This window comes from Paenibacillus sp. FSL F4-0243, assembly GCF_037963295.1.
Taxonomy (GTDB): Bacteria; Bacillota; Bacilli; order Paenibacillales; family Paenibacillaceae; genus Paenibacillus_AQ.
Genome location: NZ_CP150151.1, coordinates 3,327,659 through 3,342,239, shown reverse-complemented (window position 1 = coordinate 3,342,239; position 14,581 = coordinate 3,327,659). Strand labels below are relative to the sequence as shown.

The following is a 14,581-nucleotide window of genomic DNA, read 5'->3' as shown; positions in this document are numbered from 1 at the left end:
ATTGTTATTCCTTTTGATAGCGGAACCAATCATAATATGCGATTGTTCGGTTGATAGAGTAGTTATACATCCCAAAGAACACTCCGGTAAATCCGCCTGCCACTTCAGTAGAGATCAAGTGTGTCTCCGCTTCACCTAGTGGATGCCATAACTGATCTGCACCTCGATAAGAGAACAAATATTTCTCAGGTAATGCTTGAATCTTCAATTCTACGACTGTGTCTTCCAATGTAGAAGAATATTTCACATCACTTATGCTACCCACTTGTCTTCGCAGCGTAATCACATTTTCACCTTCTACCTGGGTTAGTCCGATTGCGTAGTGATACATCTGATCCATAAACACAACAAGACCCGCTTCATCACCATCTAGTGGGTTGAATTCCATTTTAGTGGAAATTTCACAATCCAAGTGGCGCTGTCTACAGCCAATAAACGCAGACGTTCCCTGTTCGCTTAATCTCACATCCGCTCCATGTAATGCTAGCCACCCTGGTCGCTCCTGCAAAGACCAATCGACTTTTTTAGCATTGCGAATAAAATTCCAGCTCATTCCTAAATCAGATGGATTAAAATCATCGGTCTCAGGCTCGTCTTCCCATAGCACTGGTTGTGGAGTGTCAGCTTCCATTTCTAATCCAACAACACCGTGATCTCCAATCATCGGCCATCCATCTTCACTCCAATGGACCGGAGCAAGAAATGTCTCTCTGCCAAGATGATGTCGATATGGATATCCTACTGGTCTAATCCCTAGAAATACCGCCCACCAGCTGCCATCCTGTGCTTCTACCAGATCGCCATGTCCCGTAGCTTGTATAGGGTAATCCGAGCTCCGGTGAGTCAAAATGGGATTCCGGGGTGAGGATTCATAGGGTCCATAGGGTGATTTACTTCTTGCTATGGTTTCCATGTGTCCATATTCTGTCCCGCCTTCAGCACACATTAAATAATAGTAGCCATTTATTTTATAAAGATGTGGTCCTTCAGGAAATTTACCGCCACTGCCTGTCCATATCAAACGAGAATCGCTCAGCTTATGGCCCGTTTCAATATCAATCTCACATTGGTAGATTCCCATACCATCCTTGGTGCCAGTGCTTGTAAAATATACTTTTCCATTGTCAAAAAATAGGGATGGATCAATTCCTTCCTGATCCACATAAATAGGATCCGACCACTCACCTGCTGGATCCACCGTCCAAACATAGAAATGTCCACCGCTATCCTGATTTGTCGTCACCATGTAGAATCGACCATTATGATGACGAATAGTTGGTGCCCACACCCCTCCAGACACGACCGATTTATCAAATTGAAGCTGGGAATCACGTGTTAAGCAATACCCGAGCTGCTTCCAATGGACTAAATCTTTACTATGCCAAATGGGTATTCCCGGAGAGTAAGCAAATGAACTGTTTACCAAAAAGTAATCCTCGCCTACTCTGCAAATGCTTGGATCTGGATAAAAACCTGGTAATATCGGATTGTTATATTTCATGAAGCATTCTCCTTTTGTTGAACATTTGAATCTATGTCAAGGATTATACTCCACTAGCTAAACGATAAACCTTGATTATCCAGTCGTAAAATAGCATGATATAGACATTCATCTAGACATGCTTTTGGAGGGTTACGAATTGAGCGAATTTTATTTGAATTGGTTTACATCAGATCAGAAATTCCCATTCTTTATTCAATACGGCTTTCACGACAATGATACTGATCTTCATAGACATGTGGACTTTTCAGAGCTTGTAATCGTCTTGAGTGGTACTGCTACTCATATTGTGAATACCGAAGAATCATTCATCAAGAAGGGAAATGTTTTTGTGATTAACGGTTCAACCCCGCATGCTTTTAAAGATCCTCAGGATTTTAAGATCTGTAATATTATGTACAAGCCTGAAATGCTGTCGACGGCTGGATCGGATCTGCGAACTTCGAACGGCTTTCAGGCGCTGTTTGTATTGGAACCGTTGTATCGTCATAAACATGCCTACACAAGTAAACTAAGCTTGCCAATTCCCATGCTGGAGTTTGTCACTGCACTCATTGCCGGTATGATTGAAGAATATAGCCACAAGCTTCAAGGATATCAGACGTTGCTCGTCTCACGGTTTATGGAACTGGTTGTCTATTTATCAAGGCATTATGAAAAACAGGATAAAGGCAGCCAGGATAATCATCTAATACATTTGGCGAAGTCGCTCTCTTTTATGGAAGACCATTATCTTGAAGCGTTGTCGCTGGATCAAATCGCCGCACACGCAGGGATATCTGTTAGACACTTAAACCGGATCTTTCGCTCTTACTATCAGACGACTCCTATCTCCTATCTCCATCGATTGCGTCTGGAACGGGCTTGCAGCTTGTTGAAGCATTCTAACTTCAGTATTACTCAGATCTCACATGAAAGCGGGTTTAGCGATAGCAATTACTTTACACGACAATTCACCAAAACCTACGGTATGTCTCCTAAGGCTTATCGGAAGAAGCTATAAAGGAACTGTTCACTCGCCCTTTTCAGAAGGAATTGTGTCGTTAAGTTCCTTGTTCCATAGAATAGCTTAATGATGTTTCTGGAGTTCTACTTGGCCAAAAGAGGTGAAACGATGAGTTTTTCTGTGAACGGGGGAGCGCCCTCTGGATATTACCGGAGTGTCTTGGAACTTGAAACAGAATGGGGACAAAAAAGAACTATCCATGAAGCTGGACAGGTTATTCCGTTTGATTTCGGTCAGGTGGCCGAGTTCACCGCTCCTAAAAGCATTGAATCGAGTATTCATCCTGCACTGACGCCTTATTGTTTACAGCCGTTTGGCGGATACTTAGCCACCATCTCGAGTGGAAGGGTATGGGGAGAATCTGGTGCTGTTCTATCTCCGGAGGGAAAGCTGATCTTTGATCTGTCACAGGAATATGACGCCGTTCAAAATAGAATGCTAGAAGCTGAGGAACACCCTGTGTTCCACCGGTGGAATGATCCAAAACTTCAATATTTAGAAGGAACCGTGGCTGTGTTGACGTTTTGCGGAAGCCATAACTATTTCCACTGGTTGTATGATGTGCTCCCTAGGCTGTCGATGCTCAAAACGAGTGGAATTCCTTATTACCTCTATCATCATGAATCCAAATCCATATGGACCATTTGTGGAACAAACCTGGGCTATGCTCGGTATATCAGAGTCTTCAGTAATCCGGACAAATCCTGAAGCTTACTTTGAAGCTGATCAGCTACTTGTCCCTTCTTTGATGATGAATTCCCACTATCCCCCGTGGACCACGGATACGCTACGTAAATTATTATTGCCTCACAGGGAATCAACACTCGCTACACCTGAGCGTATTTATATTTCTCGAAACAAAGCAAGCACCAGGCGCTTGGTTAATGAAGAGGAAGTTATACGCAGCCTTGAAAAATATAGCATTCAACCTATTTATCTTGAGGATTGGACGGTTGCCCAGCAAATCCAGTTATTCGCTTCGGCAAAGGTAATCATGGGAGCACATGGCGCTGGACTGGCCAATCTGGCTTTTTGTCAATCTGGAACACAAGTTATTGAAATTGTTCATGAACAGCATGTCGTTCCAACGTATTGGATGATCAGCAACCATAACGCTCTTGATTATTACTTGATGTATGGTCAAGGCTGGCCAGATCCTGCTATTCGTTTTCCGGGATTCGAAGATATCTATGTGGATATAGATCGTCTGAAGCAGATTTTGCATTTGGCAGGTTTGAATACTTAGCCCATCGTCATTAAGCTTGTCTACGCTTCTTAAAGAGAAATTTGCGGGTTTCTGGTTTTTTAAAGCGATGTGTGTGTTTTGTTCAATACTGAACAGGTCCTATAAATGTGTTCATTTTTTTTGAAAGTAAGGAGAAACTCAAATGTCTAAAGTGGATAGAAGGATTCTTAAATCGCAAGAAGCACTTAAGAAAGCTGTTATTGAACTGATGTCCGAGAAGAATTTTGACTACATTACCATACAGGATCTCTCCGACAAGGCAAATGTAAGCCGAGGAACCATTTATCTTCATTATCAGGATAAATATGATTTGTTAGACAAGCTTATCGAGGAACATATAGAAGTTCTTAGAGTACTTTGCGAATCGGCAGCAGAATTAGATTTCATCGAGGCCACGTTGAAGTGGACGGAATACTTCGATAATCATTATTCTTTTTTCTCTATGATGCTGGCGAGCAAAGGCGCCCCTTATTTCCGTAATCGGTTCTTAACCTTTCTTCAAAAAGAGTTTAGACATGAAGTAAATGTAACGGAAGGGATAAACCACGGATTAAATGAAGAGGTTATCATTAGTTTTGTGGCATCAGCTTATGCAGGGGTTGTGGAATGGTGGTTCAAGAATGAGAAGCCTGTAACACATCAAATCTTGGCTGAACAACTCGGGACTTTGTTGGAAAGGAACTTATAGCTCCACCATCGGAAAAACCGATTGATATACAAAGCACCGCCTGATAAATTCTTCAGGCGGTGCTTTACTTTTATTTTTCCGCAGAACGGTTCTTATTTCCGGTAATTCTTCGTTCTTTCATCCTCTATAACACCATTCCAATTCATTCCAAAGGCAAAATCATATACATTTCCTTCTGAATCCGCATGACAATCCATGTCATGTGCCACATCTTCCAGCTGCTCTTCTACCGTTTGCATACCTGATGGCATTTGTACTGGGAGCAATCCCGAAGGCTCCTCGGCACCCGTTAACACCTCCATAAGTGCTTGATCCTGTAACCCAAAATTAACAAGTATAGCATCAGCCTCTCCCTCAAATTCGGCAACAACCGAAGGATTGGACAATAACATCGACACAATTACCGGTTTGTCTTTCATCAGCTTGCGAGCTTCCAGGACACGATCCAGATCGCTCTCATTATGCGTAACAACGGTTTTTCCTTTATAAGAACGGTTAAGTACATCGTTATCTCGCGCATCTCCAGCTAAGCTCTGCTCCCGAGCATGTTCCGCAGTGTACGGTCTATATTGCAAGCTAATGGGCACATAGCCGTTATCGCCTTGCTCAGAATCTTCCTGACTAAAGCCTACTCCTGATTTAGGACTGCTTATGAAGACAAGAGCAAAGTCTGCTTTTTCCGGCTGATCTGTCACATGATAATATTTAGACACAACATCCAGGTTCACCGGATATTCTGTCTTTTCCGGCGTTGGGTTGCCGAACCAATCCTTTCCTGCTGGAGTATAACGCTTCGGAACATATACGGTTTGTTTCGCTGCCAACGGCAATACCCGATTTTTGTTTTTCAGCAGCACGATCGACTTCAGCTGTGCTTCATAGCCTGATTGCATAAACTCAGGATTCCCAACAATCTGAGCGCTCTCCTCAGGCTTCAAATACGGGTTCTCGAAGAGACCCAGACGGAAAATATTAAGTAGAAGCCGAACAGCTGACCGCTCAAAGCGATTCCGCATCCATACCTCTCCATGCTCAGCTACTCCCATTCGGTATGCTTCAAGGACGGGCTCCATCTCATTATTGCCGCCGAATTGGTCAACGCCTGCCATCAAGAGCTTGTAATGCCGTTCTGCGACGGACATACCCTCTACGCCCCAAGGTTTACCACTGAGAAAGGAATCCTTACTATCTGATTCGTCTGCTGTAATGAGCCAATCTGTGCACACAACGCCATCGTAACCGTATTTTTCCCGAAGCAGATCGGTAATAAGATAGGAACTATAAGAATTTCCGACATTCTCCCCGTTCAACTGATCTTGATCTGTAGAAATTGTGTAGTATGGCATGACCGCTGAAGCCTGCTTGGTTGGACCATCCAGCTTAAAAGCTCCTTCTGTAAAAGGAATAAGATGTTCATCAAAGTTACCGCCCGGATAGACAGCATATTTGCCGCAAGCATAATGTGCATCCCTTCCGCCTTCCCCGGAACCACCGCCAGGCCAGTGTTTTACCATAGCGTTCACGCTGTCATATCCCCAGCCTTCGTTAATCTCCCGGTCATCTTCCGAGCTCTGGAAGCCGTCGACATAAGCCTTTGCCATGTCAGCAGATACCTTCGAATCCTCGCCAAAAGTGCCGTTAAAACGAAACCATCGCGGATCTGTAGCAATATCGATTTGCGGCGATAGCGCCGTCCCTAGACCAAGTGCACGATACTCACGTGAGGCAACTTGCCCGAAACGATAGGTGATCTTCGGATCGAAGGTTGCCGCAAGGCCCAGCGTCTCCGGCCACATGGAGATTTGTCCACCAGCTCCAGCATTAAACTCAGAGCTAGAATCTGAGCCATGGCGTGGGTCGGAGCTGTTGTTGGCTGGAATCCCAAGGCCGGTTCCTTCTGCAAATGCCTGCACCTGATTGTTCCACAGAGCAGCTATTTCTGGACTCTCCACGGTGGTCACCAGAATATGTCTCAGGTGGTCCTGTGCCAGAAATGCTAATTGTTCATCGGTAAGCTCCCATGGCTTAGCTCCGCTCTCCTCATAGGATTTACCGTTATATGTTCCTGAGAACCAGCTGCTACTAAGTGCTGGGATGGATTGATGACGACTATACAGCATGAGTCCAGCAATTTGTTCAATACTCATTTGTGAAGCTAGATCTTCAGCCCGCTCTCGCGGTGTCAATCGCCAGTCCTCATATTTATCCAGCTTGCCATTACGATTCAGATCTTTGAAGAAAAGTCCGTCCTGCTCGAGAATCTGCACTCCAGAATCCGGGGAATAACCCAAGGTTGGACCGCCCTTATTGCTTACGTAAGAAATGGTATGAAGGCTTTTAGTGTTAATAGTCTCTCTCTGATTCATATGGTTTCCCTCCACTGTTTTCTTGTTTGTTTTTTCTTAGACCAGATTGGCTTTTTGTGATTGCGCTTCGACAGCTGTTAGTTCAGCAGTTTGAGCTCTTTTCTCTGTTCCCACTTCTGGAAGTGGCTTCACTGCCAGCATACCGAGTATAGTGCAGACGGCAAGGAAGATGTAAAAGAAGGTCCAGCTGCCAATGCCTAACAGCACAGGAGCGATTGCTGGAACAATGGACTGAGGCAACGCATTAGCTACGTTCATAATCCCGAAGTCTTTGGCGGAATCCTCTTTACTTGGAAGAATCCGTGCAACGAGTGCCATATCTACGGCTGAGAAGCAGCCAAAGCCCAATCCGATCACTGCAGCTCCGGCAATGTAGGCCGGATAACTTGGCACAAAGGCAAACAACAGAACCCCAATAGCAATGATGAACCCTGAAACAATCAGGAATGGTTTTTGCTTACCAAATTTATCTGACAACACCCCACCGAAGATACTTGTAATTGCAACACCCACTAACATAACGATATTAATCGTAGCAACCTTTGCGGTGGCCAGCTCTTCCGTAAGTCCCATCCGGTTTACCAGCATGACTGTGAGGTATAAAGTGCTACAATATTCCATCATGATCAGGAACTTGGATACGAAAGCCCAAGAGAATTCCGGGAATTTACGTGGACTAGGAAAAATCGTACTCAGCTTCTTACCCAGCGATATTTGATTATGTGTCTTGGGAACAAGTTCTACTTTACCTTCTTTAATAATCAACGTACTGAGAAGTGGACCTATGATGCCGATTACACCTAACAAAAGCCACTTAATTTCTGAAGAAACTGAGGTCATCACTGTCATCATGATCATCCCTACCGTCATAGCGATTGGAATAGTGAGACCGATTAATCCGGAGATTGTCCCTTGTTTCTCCTGAGGTACTTGGTCTGGAATGAGCGCTGTATAGGCTGCCATCCCTACATTAAAGAAAAATTGGGCGACTGCCCAGCTAATCATGATCTGCCAAGGCTCGTTGGCGAAACCAGTACATACCAGAGCAGCACAGCCAACTAGTGGACCTAGGATAATCCACGTGCGCCGCCGTCCGAACGAAAGATGGGTTCGGTCACTGAGTGCACCGCCAATCGGATTTCCGATAAGAGCAAAGAATGCGCCTATTCCTGCAACCAGCCCATAGGAAGAGGTATATCCATTCGGATCCACTTCAATCATTTTAAAGGTCAGCAGCAAGGTGGCAGGTGTCATCAGTGCCAGCATCATCATGCCGTACCCAAGCAGAATACCAAAGGTCAATCTACGAAAAGGGGTGTGAACCTGCCCTTTAGTCGATGCTCCAGTCATTGTAATTCCTCCTCGTCCTTTTAGAAAACGTTTACAATTTGATTATAAAATAAACCACCTCTTGGAGGAGAGGTGGTCAATTACACACTTTTAGGTTCATTTTTAATCTAAATGAAAGCGTTTCAATATTATTCATCAAGATGAAGCTTAAAAATTGACTCATTTTCTCAAAACAATGGAATAAGCTCAATGAGCTCTACGCTATGAGGTTCCATTCTAATGACAACAGAAAGCTCTTCACCTACTTCAAGAAGCTGAATCTGTCTACCTGGAAGAGAGGCAGCTTTTAGATAAGCAGTGTCCTCTACAGTCAGAACGGGTGGAGCCCCCATTTCTACCCACTTGTCAAAGCTGCTGCCATGTGCCCTGCTGATCGAATGGTTCACTTGCTTATATCTGCCAGATGGTAATCCAGTTAATGTGAGTTCAATTTTAAGATGCCTCTCGTTTTTGAAGCCATTATAACGACTAGTAGGTGTAATGAATGAAGTATCACCAAGCGCGTACAAATCATCAAAATGACAGTAATTATAAGCCAAAATCTGATAACCACCTCTTCCAGCCGCCACAATATAACACTCTTCATGTGCGACTAGCCGATCCCCCAGTTTAGCGAGCATTTCATAGGCATGCATAGCGGCTTTCGGAATTCCATACTGAGCCATAAGTCCAAGACCACCATGAAATATCCGGGATGAAGCCGCCGTTTCTTCAATATTGTCACTTAGTACCCAATATCCGAACCCGCTGATGCTGTCGAGATTTTCGATGATATTTTTTACGATATATGCAGCTTTATATAATGTGTCATTGGTCAGTTCACGATGAAATGCCGTTGAATTCCATTCGGTTAAATATAGCTCTTGTCCGTTAAGTCCCAACTCAGCGAGCAGTCCGATTTCACGCTCCAGTGATTCCTTCAAATAATCGGGGTTTGGGGACACTTTGTTGAACCCCTCTACTGTAAGTGGAGATATTTCTTTTTCACTTAATCGTTCTTTAGGCTCCCAATTTTTACTAAGCAGATCATCCATGTCCTCATGCGGATAAAAATGTAACGGGATAAAGTCTGGAAGACAACCCCGTTCTTTACAGAAAGCGAAAAACTGTTCACAAAACGCATTGGAGTTCAGAGTAATAATTCTACCAGGAGCGCCAATCTGAAGGTTCAGAGAGATGGCTTTGAGGGTATCGAACGTTCGGGCATACAATTCGTTGTACACTTCTTCCGTCGCAGGCCAGAACAAACCATATTCCGGTTCATTCCAGAATTCAAACTTCCAGCTTTCCACCTCTTCAAGACCATATCGATTGATACAATGGCGAATAAACCGATCTACCAATTCGCACCAGCGGTCCATGGATTTAGGCGGACTCACGTAACTCTTTTCATAAAACACATGTTTACTGCTGTCTGCTGCGAGATCAAAAGGCATAAACCCCAGTTCTATAAAAGGCTTCAAACCGATCGATAACAAAAAATCAAACAACTGATCTACAAAGCGAAAATTAAAATGTGCCTGCCCTTCGTAATCCTCCCGGTACACCATCATTGAATCATCAAAAATTCCATGAAAACGCAAATAGCGAAACGGACACCGCTCTTGTACATATTTCAAATGAGCTTGTACATCACTTTGGAGTCCTTCATTTGCTTTACTAATCGTAATGATATTTTTCCAGCTATGCTGGATTTGCCGCTGAATCCTGTTTAAAGGAATACTCGCAGACAGCTGAACAACCGCATGTACGGGTTCAAGCTGGTGCGACTGACTACGCCGGAGGAATTGCCGAACAATACCCAGTGCGCTGGATTGATTAAATGCTAAGTAGCCGGAAGCAGAACCTTCCTGTTTCGCATGAGTTTGAGGCCGATATTTTTTGCGATATTCATGTGGTGTAATATGATATCGGCTTTTGAATGCAGCGTAAAAAGATTTTGCGTTTGGAAAGCCCTGCTCAAGTGCCAGCTCAGCAAGCGAATGATCTTGATCTCTTAAAAGGGCTTCTACGGTATTTTTTAAACGAATGCTGGTTAAGTAAGTCTGGAAGTTGACCCCAATGTTCTCGCTAAAAAATTTGGACAAATACGGCACCGACAAATACTCTCGTTCTGCGATTGTCTGCAGCGACACCGGGTCTTTATAATGTTCATCTATATAAGTGATGATGCTCATCATTCGTTCCATATATTTTATATTCATCGCTTCACCGGAATTTGGCAGCTTGAACTGTTTGACCAAAACAGAGAATAACCCAAGCATACGTGCTTCCATCCCCAGTTCATAGGCTTCTCCGCCTTTGTACTTCAGCTGTACCATTTCAGCCATGAGCTGACGCATGTTATCTAAGCCATTTTGCTTCTCAGGACCGACTTCAGCAGAATAACATTCAAAGCTGATCTTCTCCACATTGTGGATATGCTGCTTAAGATAGGTTGTTGGGATTTGAAAGGTAGCGATGATATTCTGATCTAATCCGATAACTTCATGCACGTAACACTGGTTAATGAGTAGCATATCGCCTTCTTTAAGCCTATATTGACGGTTTCCGGTCGAAACCTCTAGATTGCCGGACAGCACAAAAATCAGCTCCACACTCATATGCCAGTGATTCGGCACAAAGTTGACACTATGTAAAGAAACATCAAACGGTAGTTTGCCTTCGGTCTCAAGCTGTTCATAGCTGGAATGGCTCAAATAATCACTTCCTTGTTTACATTATCTTGTAGTAGCATACAATGTAGCGTTTCGGCGGTCAATTCGATGGTCTGTGGTCACCTCGCTAACAAAAAAACACTGATCCAAGTCAGTGTTTTTTCATAAGCCATACAAATGTTTCTTTAAATCGCTCGTTTGAACTGGGTATTGTATAACTCGTAATAGGCGCCCTGCATCGCAAGAAGCTCCTCATGACTTCCTTGCTCAGCAATTCCTCCACCCTGGATCACGAGTATGCGATTGGCGTCCTGGATCGTACTAAGCCTGTGGGCGATTACAAAGCTTGTTCGACCCTTCATCAAATTCTTCATTGCTTGTTGAATGTGCATTTCCGTACGTGTGTCCACGCTACTGGTTGCTTCGTCAAGAATTAATATGGCAGGATCAGCTAAAATTGCGCGAGCAATCGTTAACAGCTGGCGCTGGCCATGACTCAGATTACTGCCTTCTGCATTGAGGAGGGTCTCGTAACCATGCGGCAATCTTTTGATAAAAGCATCCGCATTGGCTAGCTGAGCCGCCTGCTCAATCTCTAGATCGGTCGCATCGAGTCGGCCAAACCGAATATTCTCACGAATCGTTCCCGAGAATACATGCGCATCTTGCAGCACCATCCCTAGTTGACTACGAAGTGCGTTTTTATCCAGCTCTCGGATGTCGCGACCATCAATTCGTATGGAACCGCCATTCAAATCATAGAATCGGATCAGCAGGTTAACGATGGTTGTTTTACCTGCTCCTGTTGGGCCAACGAGTGCAATTTTCTCCCCAGGTTTTGCTTCAAACGTAACGCCAGACAGAATCGGGGAATCCGCTTTATAAGCAAAAGAAACGTCCTGAAAAACAACCTCCCCTGTTAATCTTGGGAGATCCTCACTTTCTTCATCCCCGTATTCGGACGGCATCTCCAAAACCTCAAACACACGCTCCGCACCGGCGATTGCAGATTGAATTAAATTGTACTGGTTAGCAAGATCAGAAATGGGTCTACCGAACTGTTTGGAATAGGTAAGGAAGCTAACGATTATACCAACCGTAGCCATGTTATGGAAAGCCATCCAGCCCCCAACCCCGGCAATGATCGCAAAACCAAGGTTATTAATCATGTTCATCACGGGTCCTACTAATCCTGATACGATTTGTGCCTTAATGCTGACCTTATTCAGTTCTCCGCTTATTTTTCGGAATCGTTTAACTTCTGACTCTTCCCTACTGTATTGTTTGACCACCTTTTGTCCGCTGATGGTTTCTTCGATGAACCCGCCAAGTTCACCTAAATGTCGCTGCTGATTTCTAAAATAAGTGCGGCTTAAACCAATGATTTTTCGACTAGCCAATAATACGAGCGGGATCGTGATTAATGAGACTACAGTCAACGGAACGTTCAGCATTAACATAATAACGAGGGAGCCGCTTAGTGTAATCAAACTATTTAACAATTGGGTTACACTCTGATTGAGTGTGCTGGATACACTCTCTATATCGTTAGTTGCCCGGCTCATCAATTCTCCGTTAGCCCGAGTGTCAAAAAATTTAATGGGCAGCTGCTGATACTTGCTGAACAGATCACGGCGCAGCTCAAAAACAGTATTCTGCGAAACAGATGTCATGACGTATGCTTGCACCCAGGCAACTACACTGCCTAGCCCATAAATGCCAATAAGGAGTATGCAAAACCGAATAAGACCCTGATAATCGTGTGGAATAACCACAGTATCAATCGCTTTACCGATGAGATACGGTCCGATCAATGAAAGAAGTGCATTCAACACAGTAAATACATATACAATGATTAACCCGAACCGCTGACGATTCAAATAAGTCCAGATGCGTTTAATCGTGCTCGCTTGATTTTTGGCGCGCACGATTGGCACAGCGCCGCCGCGTCCGGGGCCAGATCCCGGTCCTATTCCTGGTCCGAATCCGCCTGGTCTATGGATAGGGGGAGTGTTCATGCCGTTGTCATGCTTTGACATAAGGAACCTCCTCCCCTTTCATCTGTGATTTCCAGATGTCTCGATAAATTTCACTGCTACTCATTAGACCATCATGTGTACCTTGTACAGCAATTCGGCCGTTTTCTAGAATTAAGATGCGGTCCGCGTCAATCACTGATGTGACACGCTGAGCAATCATTATATTAGTGCTGCTACTCAGCCGTTTTTTTAACTTTTGCCGAATTCGTGACTCAGTCGCCGCATCGAGCGCACTCGTACTGTCATCCATGATGAGAATTGTTGGCTGTATTAACAACGCCCTTGCAATCGAAAGCCGTTGCTTCTGCCCACCGGACAAGTTGATGCCTCGTTGGCCAAGCACTGTATCATAACCCTGTGGTAGCTCTAAAATAAAAGGGTGCGCTTCAGCAGCTTTTGCTGCTTGTTCCACTTCTTCATCCGTAGCCTCCGGTCTGCCATATCGGATATTATCACGGATTGTTCCGCTGAACAGAATGGCTTGCTGCATAACGTAACCGATCTTGCGACGTAAATGTTCCAAAGAAATTTGCCGAGTGTCGGAACCATCAATTGTGATTGATCCAGAAGAAACATCGTAAAGGCGTGGAATGAGGCTCACCAAGGTTGATTTACCAGCGCCTGTGGCTCCAAGGATGGCTACAGTTTCACCTGGCTCAGCAGTGAAATTGATGCCATCTAACACGAGGTTCTCATCCGCAGGATCATAAGCGAATGAAACGTTGTCAAATACAATTCGACCGTTTTGTAGCTTATCTTTTTCAGCTTCGGTTACATCTGTAATCTCGCTGATCGTAGAAAACACTTCATTCTCCCGATCTGCGGAGACCTTTGCACGCGAGAAGAATGTGAGCATATTGCTCAACATCAGCATGGACATCAACAATTGGGTGATATAGTTAATGAAGGCAATTAACTGACCGACCGGCAGGGAGCCGTTCCAGCTCTGCAGCCCACCAAACCAAAGAACAGCTACGATACTGACATTGAGCACAAGCATCATGAGCGGCATATTTAACGACATTAATCGCACCGCTTTTATCGCAGTCTCAGTGTAATCCTTGTTCGCTGTATTAAACCGTTTCTGTTCATGCTTAGCACGGACGAAGGCTTTGACTACACGAATACCCGATAAATTTTCCTGCAATACTGTGTTGACGCCGTCTAATTTGACCTGCATTTTCTCGAACAAAGGGAAAGAAAGTCGAATTAACCCATATAATATTGCAACCAGCAATGGCACGGCAACGACAAGGATAAGGGTCAGCGAAGGACTAATCCGTATAGCCATTATCAAGCTGCCGATTAATAGCAATGGAGAGCGAATATTCCGCAAAATCATCTGAACAAAGGTTTGTAGCTGCACCACATCATTTGTTAGACGAGTAATCAATGAACCCGTCTTCAATTGATCCAGATTCTTGTTTGAGAATTTCTGAATATGTTCAAACAGGTTAATCCGTAAATCATTCCCGAAATTTTGTGAGGCGATACTCGAAAAAACGGTGCAGCCCACCCCACCAATTAGACCGACAAATGCTACTCCAAGCATGGTCAATCCCGTCGAATAAATATGTGATAAATCTTTCGTCATAATCCCATGATCCACAATGCTTGCCATTAGTGTAGGTTGAAGCAAATCCATAAACACTTCGAGCATCATCATAAGTGGTGCTAACACAGACCACAACCAATATGGCCTTAAGTAACTCTTAAGTTTCCACATTC

The 14,581-nt window shown here is 44.2% G+C and carries 10 protein-coding genes; 4 read left to right on the top strand and 6 right to left on the bottom strand.

The genetic code is table 11. The annotated features are described in order from the left end of the window. Window positions 1-4: 4 nt before the first annotated feature. Entirely contained in the window at window positions 5-1,501 is a 1,497-nt protein-coding gene (locus NSS87_RS14875; RefSeq protein ID WP_339248153.1) for a glycoside hydrolase family 43 protein, read from the bottom strand. Window positions 1,502-1,640: 139 nt separating this feature from the next. On the opposite strand from NSS87_RS14875, the gene NSS87_RS14870 reads away from it, so the two are divergent. The 4 genes from NSS87_RS14870 (at window position 1,641) to NSS87_RS14855 (ending at window position 4,441) form a co-directional block, all read left to right on the top strand. After that, complete coding sequence (locus NSS87_RS14870; RefSeq protein ID WP_339248149.1) at window positions 1,641-2,504, top strand: helix-turn-helix domain-containing protein; 864 nt, start codon at window positions 1,641-1,643, stop codon at window positions 2,502-2,504. A 111-nt stretch (window positions 2,505-2,615) separates the two neighbouring features. Further along, complete coding sequence (locus NSS87_RS14865; RefSeq protein WP_339248146.1) at window positions 2,616-3,215, top strand: hypothetical protein; 600 nt, start codon at window positions 2,616-2,618, stop codon at window positions 3,213-3,215. Continuing rightward, window positions 3,154-3,753 carry a glycosyltransferase family 61 protein gene (locus NSS87_RS14860; protein WP_339248143.1) on the top strand — a complete coding sequence of 200 codons (600 nt, stop codon included), beginning with the start codon at window positions 3,154-3,156 and terminating at the stop codon, window positions 3,751-3,753. Before NSS87_RS14865 ends, NSS87_RS14860 begins: the two co-directional genes overlap by 62 nt. Window positions 3,754-3,895: 142 nt before the next feature. Then, on the top strand, window positions 3,896-4,441 hold the full coding sequence (locus NSS87_RS14855) for a TetR/AcrR family transcriptional regulator (protein WP_339248142.1): 546 nt from the start codon (window positions 3,896-3,898) through the stop codon (window positions 4,439-4,441). Between the two features lie 92 nt (window positions 4,442-4,533). Here the strand turns inward: NSS87_RS14855 and NSS87_RS14850 are convergent, their stop codons facing one another. The 5 genes from NSS87_RS14850 to NSS87_RS14830 all read right to left on the bottom strand — a co-directional run bounded on the left by NSS87_RS14850 (window position 4,534) and on the right by NSS87_RS14830 (window position 14,579). Continuing rightward, entirely contained in the window at window positions 4,534-6,807 is a 2,274-nt protein-coding gene (locus NSS87_RS14850; protein WP_339248139.1) for a glycoside hydrolase family 3 N-terminal domain-containing protein, read from the bottom strand. 36 nt (window positions 6,808-6,843) lie between these two features. Beyond that, window positions 6,844-8,157 carry an MFS transporter gene (locus NSS87_RS14845; RefSeq protein ID WP_339248136.1) on the bottom strand — a complete coding sequence of 438 codons (1,314 nt, stop codon included), beginning with the start codon at window positions 8,155-8,157 and terminating at the stop codon, window positions 6,844-6,846. Between the two features lie 167 nt (window positions 8,158-8,324). Then, the gene (locus NSS87_RS14840; RefSeq protein WP_339248133.1) at window positions 8,325-10,856 is read right to left on the bottom strand and encodes a helix-turn-helix domain-containing protein; all 2,532 of its coding nucleotides are present in this window, start codon (window positions 10,854-10,856) and stop codon (window positions 8,325-8,327) included. Window positions 10,857-10,999: 143 nt separating this feature from the next. Further along, on the bottom strand, window positions 11,000-12,853 hold the full coding sequence (locus NSS87_RS14835; RefSeq protein ID WP_339248131.1) for an ABC transporter ATP-binding protein: 1,854 nt from the start codon (window positions 12,851-12,853) through the stop codon (window positions 11,000-11,002). Continuing rightward, window positions 12,840-14,579: an ABC transporter ATP-binding protein gene (locus NSS87_RS14830; protein WP_339248128.1), complete on the bottom strand. Its 1,740-nt coding sequence runs from the start codon at window positions 14,577-14,579 to the stop codon at window positions 12,840-12,842. The genes NSS87_RS14835 and NSS87_RS14830 overlap by 14 nt, the downstream gene beginning before the upstream one ends. Between the last annotated feature and the right edge of the window lie 2 nt (window positions 14,580-14,581).

What these genes read in the sequence shown, in the direction of transcription:
- NSS87_RS14875 (WP_339248153.1), bottom strand. Translation starts at nt 1,501, where the DNA reads ATGAAATATAACAATCCGATATTACCAGGTTTTTATCCAGATCCAAGC.
- NSS87_RS14865 (WP_339248146.1), top strand. Translation starts at nt 2,616, where the DNA reads ATGAGTTTTTCTGTGAACGGGGGAGCGCCCTCTGGATATTACCGGAGT.
- NSS87_RS14855 (WP_339248142.1), top strand. Translation starts at nt 3,896, where the DNA reads ATGTCTAAAGTGGATAGAAGGATTCTTAAATCGCAAGAAGCACTTAAG.
- NSS87_RS14850 (WP_339248139.1), bottom strand. Translation starts at nt 6,807, where the DNA reads ATGAATCAGAGAGAGACTATTAACACTAAAAGCCTTCATACCATTTCT.
- NSS87_RS14845 (WP_339248136.1), bottom strand. Translation starts at nt 8,157, where the DNA reads ATGACTGGAGCATCGACTAAAGGGCAGGTTCACACCCCTTTTCGTAGA.
- NSS87_RS14835 (WP_339248131.1), bottom strand. Translation starts at nt 12,853, where the DNA reads ATGTCAAAGCATGACAACGGCATGAACACTCCCCCTATCCATAGACCA.
- NSS87_RS14830 (WP_339248128.1), bottom strand. Translation starts at nt 14,579, where the DNA reads ATGTGGAAACTTAAGAGTTACTTAAGGCCATATTGGTTGTGGTCTGTG.